Annotated in this window: 18 protein-coding genes; 17 read left to right on the top strand and 1 reads right to left on the bottom strand. The window is 33.1% G+C overall.

Annotated elements, in window-relative coordinates; translation table 11 throughout:
- The first annotated feature begins 5 nt into the window (after window positions 1–5).
- From xylB to lysS, 3 genes are all read left to right on the top strand, one after another.
- On the top strand, window positions 6–1,553 hold the full coding sequence (gene xylB, locus ACY3IT_RS07335; RefSeq protein ID WP_463082301.1) for a xylulokinase: 1,548 nt from the start codon (window positions 6–8) through the stop codon (window positions 1,551–1,553).
- A 188-nt stretch (window positions 1,554–1,741) separates the two neighbouring features.
- Entirely contained in the window at window positions 1,742–2,956 is a 1,215-nt protein-coding gene (locus ACY3IT_RS07330) for a methionine adenosyltransferase (RefSeq protein ID WP_463082300.1), read from the top strand.
- The gene (lysS, locus tag ACY3IT_RS07325) at window positions 2,950–4,521 is read left to right on the top strand and encodes a lysine--tRNA ligase (protein ID WP_463082299.1); all 1,572 of its coding nucleotides are present in this window, start codon (window positions 2,950–2,952) and stop codon (window positions 4,519–4,521) included. Before ACY3IT_RS07330 ends, lysS begins: the two co-directional genes overlap by 7 nt.
- A 651-nt stretch (window positions 4,522–5,172) precedes the next feature.
- Here lysS and pyrE read toward each other — a convergent pair.
- A complete protein-coding gene (pyrE, locus tag ACY3IT_RS07320; protein WP_463082298.1) occupies window positions 5,173–5,742 on the bottom strand; it encodes an orotate phosphoribosyltransferase in 570 nt (189 codons plus the stop codon).
- Between the two features lie 276 nt (window positions 5,743–6,018).
- Here pyrE and ACY3IT_RS07315 point away from each other — a divergent pair, with 276 nt between their 5' ends.
- The 14 genes from ACY3IT_RS07315 to ACY3IT_RS07250 all read left to right on the top strand — a co-directional run bounded on the left by ACY3IT_RS07315 (window position 6,019) and on the right by ACY3IT_RS07250 (window position 18,920).
- Window positions 6,019–6,555, top strand: a complete 537-nt coding sequence (locus ACY3IT_RS07315; RefSeq protein WP_463082297.1) for a type II secretion system protein — start codon at window positions 6,019–6,021, stop codon at window positions 6,553–6,555.
- A 101-nt stretch (window positions 6,556–6,656) separates the two neighbouring features.
- Window positions 6,657–7,304 carry a cyclase family protein gene (locus tag ACY3IT_RS07310; protein WP_463082296.1) on the top strand — a complete coding sequence of 216 codons (648 nt, stop codon included), beginning with the start codon at window positions 6,657–6,659 and terminating at the stop codon, window positions 7,302–7,304.
- An 11-nt stretch (window positions 7,305–7,315) separates the two neighbouring features.
- Window positions 7,316–8,416, top strand: coding sequence for a glycosyltransferase family 4 protein (locus tag ACY3IT_RS07305; RefSeq protein ID WP_463082295.1), 1,101 nt, complete (start codon window positions 7,316–7,318; stop codon window positions 8,414–8,416).
- Between the two features lie 25 nt (window positions 8,417–8,441).
- The gene (locus tag ACY3IT_RS07300) at window positions 8,442–9,194 is read left to right on the top strand and encodes a zinc dependent phospholipase C family protein (RefSeq protein WP_463082294.1); all 753 of its coding nucleotides are present in this window, start codon (window positions 8,442–8,444) and stop codon (window positions 9,192–9,194) included.
- Window positions 9,191–9,982, top strand: coding sequence for an S-methyl-5'-thioadenosine phosphorylase (mtnP, locus tag ACY3IT_RS07295; RefSeq protein WP_463082293.1), 792 nt, complete (start codon window positions 9,191–9,193; stop codon window positions 9,980–9,982). Before ACY3IT_RS07300 ends, mtnP begins: the two co-directional genes overlap by 4 nt.
- Window positions 9,979–11,013 carry an S-methyl-5-thioribose-1-phosphate isomerase gene (mtnA, locus tag ACY3IT_RS07290; protein WP_463082292.1) on the top strand — a complete coding sequence of 345 codons (1,035 nt, stop codon included), beginning with the start codon at window positions 9,979–9,981 and terminating at the stop codon, window positions 11,011–11,013. Before mtnP ends, mtnA begins: the two co-directional genes overlap by 4 nt.
- The gene (locus tag ACY3IT_RS07285) at window positions 11,010–12,290 is read left to right on the top strand and encodes an amidohydrolase (RefSeq protein WP_463082291.1); all 1,281 of its coding nucleotides are present in this window, start codon (window positions 11,010–11,012) and stop codon (window positions 12,288–12,290) included. Before mtnA ends, ACY3IT_RS07285 begins: the two co-directional genes overlap by 4 nt.
- Before the next feature lie 12 nt (window positions 12,291–12,302).
- Window positions 12,303–13,604, top strand: a complete 1,302-nt coding sequence (gene asnS, locus ACY3IT_RS07280; protein WP_463082290.1) for an asparagine--tRNA ligase — start codon at window positions 12,303–12,305, stop codon at window positions 13,602–13,604.
- A 124-nt stretch (window positions 13,605–13,728) separates the two neighbouring features.
- Window positions 13,729–14,859 carry an ABC transporter substrate-binding protein gene (locus ACY3IT_RS07275; RefSeq protein WP_463082289.1) on the top strand — a complete coding sequence of 377 codons (1,131 nt, stop codon included), beginning with the start codon at window positions 13,729–13,731 and terminating at the stop codon, window positions 14,857–14,859.
- Window positions 14,860–14,946: 87 nt separating this feature from the next.
- Window positions 14,947–15,825, top strand: coding sequence for a branched-chain amino acid ABC transporter permease (locus ACY3IT_RS07270; protein ID WP_463082288.1), 879 nt, complete (start codon window positions 14,947–14,949; stop codon window positions 15,823–15,825).
- Window positions 15,825–16,802, top strand: a complete 978-nt coding sequence (locus ACY3IT_RS07265) for a branched-chain amino acid ABC transporter permease (RefSeq protein WP_463082287.1) — start codon at window positions 15,825–15,827, stop codon at window positions 16,800–16,802. Before ACY3IT_RS07270 ends, ACY3IT_RS07265 begins: the two co-directional genes overlap by 1 nt.
- Complete coding sequence (locus ACY3IT_RS07260) at window positions 16,802–17,581, top strand: ABC transporter ATP-binding protein (protein ID WP_463082286.1); 780 nt, start codon at window positions 16,802–16,804, stop codon at window positions 17,579–17,581. The genes ACY3IT_RS07265 and ACY3IT_RS07260 overlap by 1 nt, the downstream gene beginning before the upstream one ends.
- The gene (locus tag ACY3IT_RS07255) at window positions 17,568–18,272 is read left to right on the top strand and encodes an ABC transporter ATP-binding protein (RefSeq protein WP_463082285.1); all 705 of its coding nucleotides are present in this window, start codon (window positions 17,568–17,570) and stop codon (window positions 18,270–18,272) included. Before ACY3IT_RS07260 ends, ACY3IT_RS07255 begins: the two co-directional genes overlap by 14 nt.
- 6 nt (window positions 18,273–18,278) lie before the next feature.
- The gene (locus tag ACY3IT_RS07250) at window positions 18,279–18,920 is read left to right on the top strand and encodes a CBS and ACT domain-containing protein (RefSeq protein WP_463082284.1); all 642 of its coding nucleotides are present in this window, start codon (window positions 18,279–18,281) and stop codon (window positions 18,918–18,920) included.
- Window positions 18,921–18,969: the final 49 nt, after the last annotated feature.

Genomic DNA, 18,969 nt, shown 5'->3' with positions numbered 1-18,969 from the left:
AAAAAGTGCTTTTAGGTATTGATGTGGGTACTTCTGGAACTAAAGCTTTGCTTATTGATGAGGAAGGAAAAGTATTAGGAAGTTCAACTTTTGAGTATCCTCTATATACTCCTTTTCCTTCTTGGTCTGAACAAGATCCAGAGGATTGGTGGAAGGCAACAAAGGATGCAATTATTAGTTTAATAAATAAAACTGGCGTATCACCAAAAGAGATAAAAGGTATAGGATTATCTGGGCAAATGCATGGTTCTGTTTTTCTTGACTCAAAAGGTAATGTAATTAGAAGAGCTATTCTTTGGAACGACCAAAGGACAGCTAAGCAATGCGACGAGATTGTAGAAAGGGTAGGAGGGGTTAAAAAACTTCTTGAACTTACTTTAAATCTTGCTCTTACAGGATTTACAGCCCCCAAAATCCTTTGGCTTAGAGAGAACGAGCAAGAGAATTATTCTAAGGTTGCTAAAGTATTATTACCAAAGGATTATGTAAGATTCAGATTAACAGGGGAGTATGCATCAGAAGTTTCTGATGCTTCTGGTACTTTGCTTTTTGATGTAAAAAAGAGAACTTGGTCTAAAGAGATGTTAAATCTTCTTGATATTCCAGAGGATTGGATGCCAAAAGTATATGAATCTCCTGAGATTACAGGAACCTTACTTCCAAAAGTTGCTGAAGAAATCGGTCTACCTGCAGGGATTCCTGTTGTAGGTGGTGGAGGTGACAATGCAGCGCAAGCAGTAGGTAGTGGGATTGTAAAAAGTGGGGTCTTATTTGTAAGTTTAGGAACTTCAGGAGTAATTTTTGCTCATCTGGATACTCCAGAAGGAGATCCTGAGGGAAGACTTCATACTTTTTGTCATGCAGTTCCCGGAAAGTGGCATACTATGGGAGTTATGTTATCAGCTGGTGGATCCTTTAGATGGTTTAGAGACTCTTTTGGGGAGATAGAAACAGAGCTTTCTAAATGGACAGGAAAAGATCCTTATGAGTTTTTAACCATGGAAGCTGGTAATGTTCCAGCTGGATCAGAGGGATTAATATTTTTACCATATCTTACTGGTGAGAGAACTCCTCATGCCGATCCTATGGCAAAAGGGATTTTTGTGGGAATTAGTTTGAGGCATAATAAGCCTTACTTTGTAAGATCAGTGTTAGAAGGAGTGGCTTTTGGTTTAAGAGATTCTTTGGAACTTATGAAAGCTCTTGGAATAAATATGAGAGAAATAAGAGCTATAGCTGGAGGTGCAAGAAGTCCTCTTTGGAGACAAATTTTAGCTGATGTATTTAATACTCCTATCACTACTATAAATGTAACAGAAGGTGCCGCCTATGGCGCTGCTCTACTTGCGGGAGTTGGTGTTGGAGTTTACAAGAGTGTAGAGGATGCTTGTGATAAAGTAGTAAAAGTAGTAAGTAGAGAAGAACCAGATCAAGAAAGAGCAAAACTATATGAAGAATTATATGGTCTTTACAGAGAATTGTATCCTATAATGAAGGAATATTATAGAAAATTACATAATTTTATAGAGAGATATTACTCTAATAAGAAGTAATTTTTTAAACATACGTTTATAATAAAATAATATTGAGGGGAACTAAAATGTTCCCCTCTTTTTATTGCAATTTTAAGAAAAATGTATTACTTTTATTTAATATAAACTTTTTGTTGTAATATTAATTAACTTGTGATATTATTTTTTTGCTTATTTTCAACAAAAAAGTAAGAAGGAGGATAGGAAAGATGAGAAACATTGTAGTTGAAAAATTAAATTCATTACCAGTAGAAGAACATGGAGTAGAACTAGTTGAAAGAAAAGGTGTAGGACATCCTGACTCTATATGTGATGCAATCATGGACCAGATATCTGTAAATCTTTCCCAGGAGTATATAAGAAGGGTGGGAAATGTATTACACCATAATATTGATAAAAGTTTATTAGTAGCTGGAGAGGTTGAAAGAAGGCTTGGCATTGGTGGAGAAGTGAAAAAACCAATGCTTTTAGTAATAGGAGACAGAGCGACTTTTGAAGTTGATGGTATTAGAATTCCTGTAGAAGAGATAGCAATAGAAACTGCTAAAGAATGGTTTAGAAAAAACTTGAGATTTGTTGACCCTGATAAACATGTAATATATCAAGTGGAGCTTTATCCTGGCTCTCCAGAGCTTACTGATATTTTCAGAAGAAGAAAAGGTCTTCTTCCAGCTAACGATACTTCAGCTGCTGTAGGATATGCACCTTTAACATCCACTGAAAAAATAGTTTTAGAACTTGAAAGATATCTTAACTCCCCAGAATTTAAGAAAATTCATCCCGAAGTAGGAGAAGACATAAAAATAATGGCGTTTCGTCAAAAAAGAAATTTGCAAATTACTATAGCTATGCCTTTCATCGATAGATATGTTAATAGTGTGCAAGATTATTTTGAGAAAAAGGAAGTAATTAGAGGAATAGTTGAAAAGTTTGTACAAGAGAGAGCTCAAAATTTTGATCAGATAACAATAGATATTAACACATTGGATGATCCTGAAAGAGGCATGGATGGAATGTATATAAGTGTTCTTGGAACTTCTGCTGAAGATGCTGACTCGGGACAAGTGGGAAGAGGAAATAGAGTAAATGGTGTTATTGCACTAAATCGCCCTATGGGAACGGAGGCAGCTGCAGGTAAAAATCCTGTAAGCCATGTAGGAAAAATATACAATATTTTGACTCATAAAATAGCAAATGAAATTTATCAGAATGTTCCTGGTATAAAAGAGGTATATGTATGGCTTTGCAGTCAAATTGGAAGGCCAATTGATCAACCAAAAATTGCTACTGCTCAACTTATTTTAGAAAATGGTGTATCAATTTATGATATATCAAAATCAGTAGAAAACATTATTGATAATGAGCTTGCTAATATCGAAAAATTCTGCAATGAATTAGCAGAAGGGAAGTATTCTGTATGGTAAAAAAAGTCCCGCATTGGGCAGATATAGCAGCATCTGAAATAATTAAGTTAAAAGGTAATAAAAATGTGGTAGCAACTGGTATTACTCCCTCAGGTCCCATCCATCTTGGGAACCTGAGGGAGATTTTAACTGGTGATGCCCTTTCAAGAGCTTTAAGGGATCAAGGTTCAGAAGTAGATTTTATTTATATAGCTGATACATTTGACCCTTTAAGAAAAGTATATCCTTTCTTACCAGAATCTTATGCTGAACATGTAGGAAAGCCCATATCTGAAATTCCTGATCCTGAAGGATGTCATGAGAATTATGCAGAACACTTTTTAGAACCATTTTTAGAAGCAATAAAAGTATTAGGTATTGAACCAAAAGTAATAAAGGCTCACGAAAGTTATAAAAAGGGCTTGTATACTGAGATTATTGACTTAACTTTGGAAAATAATCAAAAAATAAAAGAGATTCTTAATGAAATAGCAGGGAGAAATTTAGAGAAAGATTTTGTTCCTCTCCTTCCAAAATGTGAAAAATGTGGAAGGTTAGCTACTACAAAAATAATTTCCTATGATACTAAAAAACATCAAGTGGAATATCAATGTAAATGCGGTCATCAAGGAGTATCAGATTATAGCAAAGGAGAAGCAAAACTTCCTTGGCGACTTGATTGGCCGGGTAGATGGAAGATTTTTGGAGTTACAGTAGAACCTTTTGGGAAAGATCATGCTACTACAGGTGGTTCTTATGATACAGGAAAGGTCATTACGAAAGAGATATTTGGATATGAGCCTCCTTATCCCTTTGTATATGAATGGATATATCTGAAAGGGAAAGGAGCTATGTCAAGCTCAAAAGGGATAGCTATTTCTATTAATGAAATATTAGAAATCCTCCCCCCTTCATGGGTAAGATATCTCATATTGAGATATAAACCAGATAAGCATATAGATTTTGATCCAGTAAATGGATATATTCTTTTAGCAGAGGATTATGAAAGATTGGAGAGAATTTATTACCGATTAGAAGGTACGGAAGAAGAGTGGGCTGAAATTGCGAGACTTTATGAACTTTCACAGGTAAGAGAGATTCCAAAAGAGATAGGGCCACAAGTACCACTCAGGCATATAATTACATTAACTCAAATATCCTTGGGAAATAATGAACTTCTAAAAGAGATGCTTATAAGAAGCGGTTATGAAAGTGAGCTTAGTAAGTTTGATGAGATATTAAAAAGGATTGAATATGTAAAAAATTGGCTTGAAAAATTTGCACCATCTCAGGTGAAATTTAAATTACAGGAAAAGACACCTGAAATAGTTAAAACCTTTCTTCCTAAGGAAAAGGAATTTTTAAGAATTTTGGCTAATAAAATAAAGGAAAAAGATTGGCAAGGTAATGAACTCCAAAACTTTATATATAACTTAGCGCAAGAACATGGAATAGAAGGAAAAAGAGCTTTTCAGCTTATATATCTTTCTTTTCTCAATCAAACATCAGGGCCAAGAGCTGGTTACTTCTTAATATCTTTGCCGAAAGATTTTGTTGTAAGTAGACTATTGGAAGCAGGAAGTTAGATTTTTAAAAAAGTCCATTAAAAAAAATTACTATAATTTTTTCAAACGGCAGAATGTTTTAATTATTAGGTCTTTTATCACTAATAGGTAAAGATAATTATCTTATATCTTCTTCATTTACAGAGTAGTGGGCATGTCTAACTATATTTTTTGCTACTTTAACGAGTATGTATCTTGCTCCATATAACTTTCTACTTTTCATTGAGGTTTTTCATAGTATTGACAGTCATCATTTAAAATTCCATTTTAATTCATCCTTTGTTTCAACAAAATCTGGATTATGTGCAATATAAACTAAAAGTATACTTGAGTTGAAAAATTCAACAAGTTTGAGAACAATATCTAATCCCTAAGTAATTTTACCTCCTACCTTTAAAAAGTAAAAGTTTGTAAAAAACTATATGGGCAAGTAATACTTCTATTGAATAAAACTTGCGCGTTTCAATGGGAAAAATATAAAACTTTCCACCAAGCAACAAAAAATATTTCTGGAAGATATGAAGATATTATATAAGAATCTTGTAACGGGAGGTGCTGGAGAATTAGTTACAACATTGTGATTTTTACAGGAGTAGTTCAAGGAAACACTATTATAAGGAATATAATGATATTGAGAATATAAGGGGATAGAAGTAATCTCTTATCCCCTTTTTATTTTAGTCCTCTGCTTCCTGGTTTTAATAAGGGAATTCCTGCCTTACAGAGGGGGCATTCTTCAGGTTTATAGGTATCAAGTTTTAATTGAATTAAAGAATAAAGAGGTTTGTCAAAAATATTCTTTCCTCCACTTCTGTCTACAATACAGGCAAAAGAAACTACCTCTCCTCCATTTTCTTTAATTAAATTTGCTACCTCTAACGCAGAACCACCTGTAGTAACTACATCTTCACAGATTAAGACTTTTTCTCCTGGTTTGATACTGAAGCCTCTTCTTAGTGTCATTTTACCTTCTTCTCTTTCTGCAAATATTCCTCTTACGTTTAACGCCCTTGCAAGCTCATAGGCAATTATAATTCCACCGAGAGCAGGACCAACTACTACATCAATCTTTAAGTACTCAGGTATTTTTTCTGCTATTTCTTTTGCGATCTTTTCTGATAAATCAGGATATTGGAGTATGAGGGCACATTGGAGATAATTTGGACTATGGAGACCTGAGGATAATAAAAAATGGCCTTCTAAAAAAGCTCCTTTTGCTTTAAATACATTAAGCCAATCCATATATGAATTTCCTTTCTCTTTTAATTTATTTTAACTATGTTAAAGATACTACACATAATTTATTTAGGTCAAGTGATTTTAGATATGTTTATTTAGGGTAAGTACAAATGTTGTATAGACATACTGCAAGATGTTGTGCTCAAATAGAATATAAAAAAATATGATTTTTTCTCCTTCTAAAGGTCAATTGCTTTTAATTTTTGAAAATTTACTAAATTTGAGTTATAATTTATTTTAAATATATAAATTTTAAATACTTTTTTAGATATTAATGGCATGACGAAAGTGAGGAGGGGTTTTTCTTCTTTAGAAATTTTGATTGTTATAAGTATCTTATTTATTTTAGTTTCTTTAGCATTACCTCTATATTTTAATACCATAGAAGAAGCGAAGAGAGATACTCAGCATAATAATATGCAATTGATAACTAAAGAAATTGAGATTTTTGCTATAAAATATGGAAGATATCCAAATCTCAACGAATTACAAGATCTTTTATCTAAATTTTTCGAATATCCTATTAGTCCTTATAATGATAAGCATTACACCTTTACATCAGATATAACTTATTTCAGAAATGCTTTTAAGAATGATAATTTTAAAAATGCCCACATAATTTTTTATGCTTATGAAGAAAAAGCATATACAATCTTTTACTATCCTCCCAAGTTCTATGTAGGTAATAAAGGAACAAAGAAATTTCATTATCCTTGGTGTTGGACTCTTCCTTCTCCTCAAAATCAAACTTTTTTAAAAACTCGAAATGAAGCTGTAGAGAATGGATATTCGCCTTGTGGAAATTGCTTACCTTAATTTACTTTTACTTTAATCTTTATATGTTTTTCTACAATGCGGACAGAGAATATTTTTCTTATAGATTGATGTTATAATACTTAAAAAAGGAGGGTTTAATAATGAAAATTATTTGGGATAAACCAATAGATGTTAGTTTACTTATAAATGAAAATATGGTTTTTTGGCCTAATGATCCTAAATTTCAAAGGGAATGGGTATCAAAAATATCGGAAGGAAGAAATGCAAATTTATCAAAGATAGTTATGGGTTCTCATACAGGTACTCATATTGATACACCTTATCATTTTCTTGAGGATGGGAAGACTCTTGATAGGATTGATATATATAAATTTTTGGGTTTAGCTAAAGTTTTTTTAATAAAAAATGAAGAGAAAATAATGTTAGATGACATCGTTTCTTTGCCTATTGCAGAAGGTGATATAATCCTTTTTAAAACTAAGAATTCATATCTGTTGAGAGAAAATAAATTTCATGATAATTATGTAGGATTATCTATTGAATCAGCTAAATATTTAGCAAGCAAAAGAATAAAGACGGTGGGAATCGATTATCTATCAATTGGACCAAGAGGAGATGAAGGGAGAGAGGTACATAGGACTCTTTTGAGGGAAGAAATAGGAATAATAGAAGGTTTAAACCTATTAAATGTGAGGGAAGGTCTATATTTTATTGTTTCTCTTCCTTTAAAGATTGAAGGAGGAGAAGGATCACCTGTAAGAGCCGTATTATTTCCTGTAGAAGTATAAAAGGTTTGAAAATGAAAGTAGCAATAGTTCATGATTGGATAGTTAATATAGGAGGGGCTGAAAAAGTATTAAAAGCCATCTTAGAGATTTTCCCTAATGCAGATATTTTTACCTTAGTGTATTCTGAGGAAACCTTGAAAAAACTGAATATAAAAAATAAGGTTTATGCTTCTTTTATAAAATATATGCCATTTAGCGAGAAAAAGTACTCTTTTTATCTTCCACTAATGCCTTTAGCTATAGAGCAATTGGATCTTGGCAAATATGAGTTAGTGATTTCCAGTAGCCATTGTGTGGCAAAAGGAGTAATAACTAAATCGCATCAGACACATGTTTGTTATTGCCATACTCCTATGAGATATATCTGGGATCTTTATTTTCCATATTTGAGAGATCATAAGGTAGATACTGGTATAAAGGGTTTGTTTGTTAAAGTAATTTTCCATTATTTAAGGATGTGGGATGTTTTAAGTTCAAATAGAGTGGATTATTATATTGCAAATTCAAAAAATGTGGCAAAGAGAATAAGGAAAATATATAAAAGAGAGTCCAAAGTTATATATCCTCCCGTAGATATTGATAAATTTACTCCTTCTAAAGATAAGGATGATTATTTTTTGGTTCTGTCACGTTTAGTTCCCTATAAGAAGGTAGATTTAGTGGTGGAAGTATTTAATGAGATAAAGTTACCTCTTGTTGTTATTGGGGATGGAGAGGAAATGTCAAAAATAAAAAAAATTGCTAAAGAAAATATTAGAATTTTAGGTTGGCAAGAAGATCATATTGTTAGGGATTATTTATCCAAAGCTCAAGCCTTAATTTTCCCAGCAGAAGAAGATTTTGGTATTGTTCCTGTCGAGTCTCAAGCAAGTGGAACTCCTGTAATTGCTTATGGAAAAGGAGGAGCTTTAGAGACTGTGATAGAGGGGGAAACTGGTATCTTTTTCTATGAGCAGAATGTGGAGTCTTTAAAGAAAGCTATTTTTAGGTTTATAAATGAAAGAGATAATTTCAAAACTGAAAATATAGTTAAAAATGCATATAGATTTTCAAAAGATAGATTTTTAAAAGAATTTAAAGAGTTTTTGGATGAGATATTAAATAATGCTTAATTTTTGTGATAAAATATTTACCGTTATGAGAAGATTCTGTTATAAGAAATTATTCGTATATTTTCTTATCATATTACTTCTTAGTACCCCCATTTTGGGGTGGGGAGGTAAAACTCATCAAAAGATAGCAAAGGAAGCATTTTATGCTTTGCCAAAGGAGTATCAAAAGAAACTATCACCATATTTTGATGAAATAATAGATGGAAGTACAGCCCCAGATAGAATTTATAGGGATTTTGATAGCCACATTTATCATGTATATGGAAGTAAAGGAAAAGGTCCTGAAAAGGTAAGAGAAAAATATTTAGAAATTATTAGATTAATTCAAGATAAAAAACCTTGGCGACTTATAGCTTTTCAACTGGGAGTTTTATCTCATTATATTGCTGATTTGAATCAACCTCTTCATACAGCAACAAGCAAAACAGAGAATCTCTTTCACAGTAAATATGAGAAAGATGCAGAAGTAATTGAACCTAAAAGACCAAAGTCTTTAAAATATATCTCTTACCCTATGAGTTATATTATAGAAAGAGCAAAAATTGCGTCTAAATATTATAGTGATATTGAAAGAGCTTATTTAAGAGGAAAAGGTTTCTCGGATGTTTCAAAAATTACCCAAAGGCAAATAGATGAAGCAACTTTTGATGTAGCAAGCTATTTTTATAGTGCTCTTGAGAGAGGTACAAGAGGAACTTCATTTATAGATCTTGTCAATGATCTTATAGATTATATAAAGGGTATTTTTTTCAGATTAAAAAGGGAGGTTACTAAATGAGAATAGCGATCATTGGGGGTACAGGTGTATATGATCCTGCCTTTTTGGAAAGTCCTCAAGAGATTATAATTTCTACCCCTTATGGGGATACCAAGATATTAAAGGGTATATATCAAGGAGAGGAAGTAGCTTTTTTAGCAAGACATGGAGCAGGTCATTCAGTTCCACCTCATAGGATAAATTACAAGGCTAACATGTGGGCTCTAAAAAGTCTTGGGGTAGAAAGGATTCTTTCAACTACTGCTGTGGGGAGTCTGAAGATGGATCTTATGCCAGGGGATCTTGTAATACTTGATCAATTTATTGATTTTACAAAGAAAAGAGATTATACATTTTTTAATGGAGATGATGGGAAAGTCTTTCATATAGATTTTACACAACCATATTGTCCAGAATTGAGAGAGATTTTATTTAAAACAGCAAAAGAATTAGGATTGAGAATCCATTATTATGGTACCTATATTTGCACAGAGGGACCTCGTTTTGAAACCCCAGCGGAGATAAAAATGTTTTCTTATTTTGGTGATGTAGTTGGGATGACCAATGTTCCTGAGGTTATATTAGCGAGGGAGCTTGAGATGTGTTATGCTTCGGTCTCCTTAGTAACTAATTATGCTGCAGGTATATCTCCCTCTCCTTTGACTCATCAGGAGGTTTTGGATGTTATGTCTGAGAATATAGAGAAAGTAAGAAAATTATTTGCAAGAGCGATACCTAAGATTCCTAAGGAAAGAAAATGTATATGTAAAGATGCATTAAAGGAGTATAAGGAGAAGGGGATATTATGAATATTATAGAGTGGAAAAATAATGTCCTATATATTCTTGACCAATCTAAACTCCCATTTAAAGAAGATTATATTTTGTGTTTTAAATATCAACAAGTGATTGATGCTATTAAGAAAATGAGAATAAGAGGAGCACCTGCTATTGGGGTTGCTACTGCTTATGGAATTGCTCTTGCTGCAATCAAGTACACAGGTTCCAATATTGTGGATTATTTAAATGAGGTAATGAGTGAATTTGCCATCTCTCGTCCAACTGCTGTAAATTTGTTTTTTGCTATAAATAGAATGGCAAATGTTTTAAATAATAATAAGAATTTATCACCTTCTGATATTAAGATCCTTCTTCTTGAAGAGGCTAAAAGAATAGAGAATGAGGAAAGAGAGAAATCCGAAGCTATATCTAATTATGGTGCTGAAATATTACCTGAAAAGGCAAGAATACTGACACATTGTAATACTGGAAGCTTGGCTACCATAGGTCCTGGGACTGCTCTTGGAGTTATTAAAGAGGCTTGGAAATGGGGAAAGTTAGAGCATGTATATTTTACTGAGACTCGTCCCCTTTTACAGGGAGCAAGACTTACTGGATGGGAACTTTATAAAGAGAAAATTCCTTCTACTTTAATTACTGATAATACGGTGGGTTATGTCATGTCTAAGGGTCTTGTAAATATTGTAATCGTAGGGGCTGATAGAATTACTTTAAGAGGAGATACAGCAAATAAAATTGGTACATACATGATAGCTATTCTTGCCAATTATCATAATATTCCCTTTTATATAGCTGCACCTTTTTCATCATTTGATCTTAGCATTGAAAATGGATCTGATATTCCTATAGAAGAAAGAGATTCTGAAGAAGTCCTTACGTGTATGGGTAAGAAAATTACCTCGGATGAGATAAAGGCTCTAAATCCTGCCTTTGATATAACACCTGCCGAACTTATTACAGGGATAATAACTGATAAGGGTGTTATTTATCCTCCCTTTAAAGAGAAAATTTTAAAAATAAAGGAGGAAATATTCAAATGAGAATTCTTATAGAGAATGTGGATATTCTTCAAGAAGATAGAGTAATATCAAATCAGAATATATTAATAGAAGAAGATAAGATTATGGAAATTTCTGATAAAAAAGATTTTGAAAATATTGATTATAAAATTGATGGGAAAAATAAAATTGCTATGCCAGGACTTGTAAATACACATACTCATCTTGCTATGACTCTTTTTAGGGGTTATGCAGATGATTTACCATTGAAAGAGTGGTTAGAGGAAAAAATATGGCCACAAGAGGCTAAACTTCAAGCTGATGATGTATATTGGGGAAGTTTGTTAGGACTTTGTGAGATGATAAAGTCTGGTACCATTGCTTTTGCAGATATGTATTTTTTTATGGATGAAGTTGCAAAAGCAGTTTCTGAGAGTGGAATAAAAGCCTCTCTTTCAGTCGGAATGATAGGTATTGCTGGGGATGAGGATGAGATTCTAAATAGAGGAGTAGAATTTGCAAGAAATTGGCATAATAAAGAGAATGGAAGGATAAAAGTAATGCTTGCACCTCATGCTCCTTATACCTGTCCACCTTCTTTTTTGGAAAAAGTAATAAATAAAGCTGTTGAGTTAAATGTTGGTATTCATACTCATCTTTCGGAGACAGTATTAGAAGTAGAGAATATTAAAAATATATATGGTTTAACTCCTGTCCGTTTGATGAATAGAATAGGTCTTTTTAATGTGCCAGTTCTTGCTGCTCATTGTGTTTTTGTAGATGATGAAGAGATAGAGATTCTTTCCCAAAAAGGTGTAGGTGTTGCTCATAACCCACAGAGTAATCTTAAACTTGCTTCTGGAATTGCTCCTGTGAAAAGAATGTTGGAGAAAAAAGTTAAGGTAGGTCTTGGTACTGATGGCCCCGCTAGTAATAATAATCTGGATATGTGGGAGGAAATAAGGCTTGTTGCAATATTACATAAAGGATATGAAAGAGACCCAGTAGCAATCCCAGCTAAGGATGCAATAACTATGGCTACAAAAAGTGGTATGGAGATTTTAGGCTGGCATGATTCTGGGGTAATAAAGGAAGGATATAAGGCAGATTTAATCCTTGTAGATATTAACAAACCACATTTTTATCCTCGTCATAATTTCTTATCTCATCTTGTATATTCTGCTGGGGCTTTTGATGTAGATACTGTTATTGTTGATGGTAGAATTTTAATGGAGAAGAGAGAATTGAAAACTCTTGATGAAGAGAAGATTATATATGAGGCTGAGAAAAGAGCTTTTGATTTAATTAAAAAAAATTAGGAGGATGAAGCTATGGCAGCTTCCTGGGTTTACATTGAAGATATTCCTAAGATACAAGAGGGAGAAATTGAAATAAGAGGGTGGTTATTTAATAAAAGATCAAGTGGTAAGGTTGTTTTTCTTATTATTAGAGATGGTACAGGTTATATACAAGGTGTAGCAACTTTGGATAATTTTAATCAAGAAGAGCTTGATTTTTTTGAGAAAATTCCAATTGAGTCATCCATAATTGTGATTGGAGATTTGAAAAAAGAACCAAGGGCTCCTGGTGGTTATGAGTTGATGTTGAAAAAAGTAAATGTGGTTTCCTATTCTGAAGAATATCCAATACAGAAGAAAGATCATTCTATAGATTTTCTTCTTGAAAGAAGACATTTGTGGATTAGATCAAGGAGGCAAAATGCTATTTTAAGAATAAGAAGTGAAGTAGTTAAAGCTATAAGAGATTTTCTTGATAGCAAGGGGTTTGTTTTAGTTGATGCCCCTATATTGACACCCTCCGCTTGTGAAGGAACAACCACATTATTTTCTCTTGATTATTTTGATCTTGGAAAAGCCTATCTTTCACAAAGTGGACAACTTTACATGGAAGCTGCATGCATGGCACTTGGTAAAGTTTATTGTTTTGGTCCAGCATTTAGAGCAGAAAAATCAAAGACAAGACGTCATCTTACAGAATTCTGGATGGTTGAACCAGAGATGGCGTATTGGGATTGGCAAGATAATATGAAATTACAAGAAGACTTGGTTAGTTATATAGTTCAGAGAGTTTTGGAAAAAAGAAAAAGAGAGCTTGAAATATTAGAGAGAGACACAAAACCTCTTGAAAATGTAGTACCACCTTTTCCAAGAATTACTTATAGAGAGGCTATAGAAATTCTTAAAAATAATGGTTTAAATGTGGAATATGGAGATGACTTTGGTGGTGATGAGGAGACAATAATTTCAAATCAATTTGATAAACCAGTATTTATTCATCATTATCCTGCTAAGATAAAACCATTTTATATGCAACCAGATCCATATAATCCCGATGAAGTTTTAAATAATGACCTTTTAGCTCCTGAAGGATACGGAGAAATTATTGGTGGAAGTCAGAGAATACATGATCTAAAATTATTAGAAGAGAAAATTAAAGAATATAATTTACCAAAGGGAGCTTTTGAATGGTATATAGATTTGAGGAGATATGGAAGTGTGCCTCATTCAGGTTTTGGACTTGGTATAGAAAGAACAGTAGCATGGATATGCGGTTTAAAACATGTAAGAGAAGCAATTCCATTCCCGAGGATGATATATAGAATTTATCCTTAGTTTGAAAATATACGGAGTTGACATTAAGCTAAAAATTTAGTTATACTTTTCAATACTTAGAACAGGGATGTTCTTTAGAGAATGTCCCTGTTTTTTTATAAATATACTTTAGGGAGGTGAAGAAATGAAGCGTTTTACAAAACTTTTCCTAATCTCTATGGTTTCAATTTTTCTTTTGGTAATACCCTTACAAGCAGCAGGAACAATAAGAATAGGAGCTATATTCCCAATTACTGGTCCATTGGCTACTTTTGGTACATCCTGCGCAAATGGAGCAAAAATGGCCATTGAAGAGGTTAATTTAAGAGGAGGAGTATTAGGAAGTAAGATTGAACTTCTAATTGAAGATGACCAGTACAAACCAGAAGAGGCAGCAAACGCTGCTAAAAAGCTTATTGAGAGAGATAAGGTTGTGGCTCTTATAGCAGAAGTAACAAGCTCTGTTACTTTAGTAGTAGCTCCTATTGCTCAACAATCTAAAATAGTACTTCTGACACCAACCGCAACAAATCCAAAAGTAACACAAGTAGGAGATTATATCTTTAGAGCATGCTTTATAGATGATTTCCAAGGGGAAGTAATGGCAAATTTTGTTTATAAAAATTTAAAATTAAAGACTGCAGCCATACTTACCGCTGTGACAAGTGACTATAGTAAAGGACTTGCCCAATTCTTTAAACAGAAATTTACCGCTCTTGGTGGTAAGATAGTGGCTGAAGAGTCATATTCTGAGGGAGACTCTGATTTTAGAGCTCAACTGACTAAAATCAAATCAGCAAAACCAGATTTTGTATATGTACCAGGATATTATGCCGATGTAGGGCCTATCCTTCTTCAAGCAAGAGAGCTTGGAATAACTGTTCCATTTGGTGGCGGAGATGGTTGGGATTCTCCTGTACTTCTTCAAACAGCAGGAAAAGCTGCTGAAGGATGTTTCTTCAGCAACCACTATAGTCCTGATTCAAAGGAAGTTGTAGTTCAAACCTTTGTAAAGAATTATCAAAAGAAGTATGGAACAACACCAGATGCTTTAGCTGCTCTTGCTTATGATGCAGCCAAACTATTGGTAGATGCTATTAAGAGAGCTGGTAGTACAGATTCTTCAAAGATAAGAGATGCTCTTGCAGCCACAAAGGGATTCAGAGGAGTGACAGGAGTAATAACTTTTGATGCAAATAGAAATCCAGTAAAAAGTGCAGTTATAATTGAGATTAAAGATGGAAAACAAGTTTATAGGACTACAGTGAAGCCATAACAAGTTTTTAATATAAGGGAGGTAGATTTATCTACCTCCCTTCTTGTATAATATAAAGGTTTTATCTTTAAAATGGAGCGTGGATAGATGGTTGATATATTACAGCAAATAATAAATGGAATATCCTTAGGTAGTATATACGCCTTAATTGCTTTAGGCTATACCATGGTATATGGTATATTAAGACTTATTAATTTTGCTCATGGAGACATATTTATGGTAGGAGCATTTATAGGTTATTTTGCTTTAGGTTCTTGGAATTTACCTTTTGCTTTAGGGCTTGTTGTAGCAATGATCGGTGCAAGTGTCATAGGTATGCTTATAGAAAGATTTGCTTATAGACCCTTAAGAATAGCTCCAAGGATCTCATTATTGATAACAGCTATAGGTGTTTCGTTTCTTTTAGAGAATTTGATGGTACTTATAGTAGGTGCGTCACCCCGATCTTTTCCCCAAAGTATTCCTGTAGATATATACAATATAGGTGGTCTTATTTTGACTAATCGTCAAATTATAATTTTGTTAATATCTATTCTTCTTATGATACTCCTCCAATTTATTGTTATGAGAACAAAGATAGGGAAAGCAATGAGGGCTGTTTCTCAAGATAAAGAGATGGCGTTGATGCTTGGGATTAATATTGATAGTGTTATATCTTTTACTTTTGCTCTTGGATCTGCTTTAGCAGCTGCAGGTGGCGTACTTGTAGGGCTATATTTTAATAAAATAGAACCTTATATGGGAGTTATGCCAGGTTTAAAAGCTTTTGTGGCAGCTGTTTTAGGGGGTATTGGAATAATACCAGGAGCTATGCTTGGTGGGTTTATTTTAGGTATTGCGGAAGTTTTAGTTTCTGCCTTTATATCATCTACTGTTAGAGATGCTGTTGCTTTTATAATTCTTATAATAATTCTTTTAGTTAGACCTTCAGGACTTTTAGGAAAATATATGAGGGAAAAGGTGTGATGAGAAGAAATCTTTTGACCTTATCAACATTAATATTAATATTATTTCTTTCTGTATTAAGTAAGAATTTGGATCCTTATATATATCAAATTTTAGTATTTTTTGGGATAAATTCTATTCTTGCAGTAAGTTTAAATTTGATAAATGGTTTTACAGGACAATTCTCAATTGGGCATGCAGGGTTTATGGCAGCAGGAGGATATTTTAGTGCAGCCCTAAGTATCTATCAGGGAGAGAAACTATTAAATATGTTAAGTTTTCTTCCGAGAGATTTGGCTCAAGGAGTTATATTTTTAGCTTTTCTTATTATTGGAGGTTTGTTTGCTGCCCTGTTAGGACTAATGATAGGTATTCCTACTTTAAGACTTAAAGGGGATTATCTTGCCATAGCCACTTTAGGTTTTGGTGAAATCATCAGGGTTGCAATTTTAAATTTAGATGTGGTAGGAGGACCAAGAGGTTTTCCTGGTATACCAAAGCTAACCGATATAACTTGGGTTGCTCTTTGGGCTTTTATAGCTGTTGTGGTTATATACAGGGTCATAAATTCTTCTCATGGTAGGGCAATAATATCTATAAGAGAAGATGAAACTGCTTCTGAAAGTATGGGAATAAATACTACTTATTATAAAGTACTTGCCTTTTCTATAGGTGCCTTTTTTGCTGGAATCGCAGGAGGACTTTTTGCCCATTACTTAATGATGTTACATCCTAGTAGTTTTACTTTTATGAGATCTGTGGAAATATTACTCATGATTGTACTTGGAGGACTTGGAAGTATAACGGGATCTATTTTTGGAGCCTTTGTTTTAACTGTTCTTCCAGAGGTATTAAGGGGTTTTGCACACTTAAGATTAATTATTTATTCTTTAACTCTGATAATAATGATGCTTGTAAGACCTTCAGGACTTATGGGTAATAGAGAGATTTCCTTTTACAGATTATATAAATTCTTGAGAAGGAAAGGGATAGGCTAATGGCTATCTTAGAAGTGAAAAATCTATCTTGTGCCTTTGGGGGACTGATGGCAGTTTCAGATCTTTCTTTTGAAGTAGAAAAAAATGAGATTTTAGGAATAATTGGTCCTAATGGGGCTGGAAAAACGACTGTTTTTAATCTAATGACTGGTTTTTATCTACCTATTAAAGGAAGTATTATATTTAATGGAAAAAATTTATTAGGTATGAAACCCTATCAAATAACAAAGCTTGGAATAGCAAGAACATTTCAAAATCCAAGGTTATTTAAAAAACTAACAGTTTTAGAAAATGTGATGATAGCTATGCACAAAGTTTATAATGCATCCTTGTTTGATACGTTAATTTCTAATCGTAAGTATATTCAACAAGAAAGTATTCAGAGGGACAAGGCTGAAGAATACTTAGATTTCTTCGGACTTTACAAAAGAAAAGATGAAATTGCAGAAAATCTTCCTTATGGAGAGCAGAGGAAACTTGAAATAGCAAGAGCAATGGCCACCGAGCCTTCCCTTTTACTTTTAGATGAACCTGCAGCTGGTATGAATCTAAATGAGTCTCTTGAGCTTGTAAATTTGATATCTACTATAAGAGAGAGATTCAATCTTACCATCTTACTTATTGAACATCATATGGAAGTAGTTATGAATATATGTGAGAGAATAATTGTATTGGATTTTGGTATGAAAATTGCAGAAGGAAAACCTGAAGAAGTTAAAAATAACCCAAGAGTTATTGAGGCATATTTGGGTAAGGAGGTAAAAGGTGTTATCCATTAAAGATCTGCATGTTTATTATGGTGGTATAAAAGCCTTACAAGGTATAAATCTTGATGTTAAAGAAGGAGAAGTAGTTGCTCTTATTGGAGCCAATGGTGCAGGTAAAACAACTACCCTTCGTTCTATATTTAGATTAACTCCAATAGTAAAAGGTGATATTTATTTTTACGAAATAAACCTTACCAAATTACCATCATATAAGATTGCTTCCCTTGGAATTGCACATGTTCCTGAGGGGAGAAGAGTATTTCCTAACATGACTGTAAAAGAGAATTTAGAAATGGGTGCTTATCTTGTTAAAGATAAAAAGGTAGTAGAAAAAAATTTAGAATTTGTGTATAATCTTTTTCCTCGTCTTAGAGAAAGACAAAAACAATTAGCTGGAACATTAAGTGGTGGAGAGCAACAAATGCTTGCCATAGGTAGAGCTTTAATGTCTAATGCGAGACTTCTTTTACTTGATGAGCCTTCTATGGGACTTGCTCCCTTACTTGTTCAAGAGATTTTTTCTGTATTAAAAAAGATAAATGAAGAAAAAATAACTCTCCTTCTTGTAGAACAAAATGCCAATATGGCTTTTTCCATTGCCCATAGGGTATATGTTATGGAAACAGGAAAAATTGTCCTTTCAGGTCCGACAGAGGAGATTGCTAATAATGAGGCCGTTAAGAAGGCCTACTTAGGAGGTTGATTTATTATGCTTGTTAGAATGCGAATGACCAAAAATCCTATAAGTGTATCTCCTGATACGTCTATTTTGGAAGCATGGAAGATAATGCAAGAATCCCAAGTAAGAAGATTACTTGTTATGGAAAAAGGAAAGCTTGTAGGTATTGTAACGGAAAGAGATTTAAGGTCTGTATCACCATCTCAAGCTACATCTTTAAGTATTTTTGAAATCAATTATCTTTTAGAAAAATTAAAAGTAAAAGATGCAATGACTTCCAATCCTATAACAGTAGATGCAGATGCTCCTATTGAGGAGGCTGCTTTAATCATGAGAGATAATAAGATAAGTGCTTTACCTGTTATAGAAAATGGAGAAGTTATTGGAATAATAACAGAAAGTGATATTTTTAAGGCTTTTATAGAGATGCTTGGAGATGGTAAAAAAGGTTTGAGATATACATTAAGAATAAAAAATACTCCTGGAGAAATAGCAAAAATTGTAAATCTTATTGCTGAAAAGGGAATAAATATTATGAGTATGGCTACCTTTCCAAGTGATTCTGAGGATTATGGTTTTTTAGTGCTCAGACTAGAGACAGAAGATCTTGCTTTGGTGAATGAGATATTTAGAAAGAATAATATTCCTGTCGAACATATAAGAAAAATTTAAAAAAATATTAACATCTTTTGTAAATCTTGTGAAACATTCCTTGCTATAG

The sequence above is a fragment of the Dictyoglomus sp. GBS genome, assembly GCF_055179815.1.
Note: the sequence above shows the minus strand (reverse complement) of the source record. Positions and strands in the feature narration are given on the sequence as shown.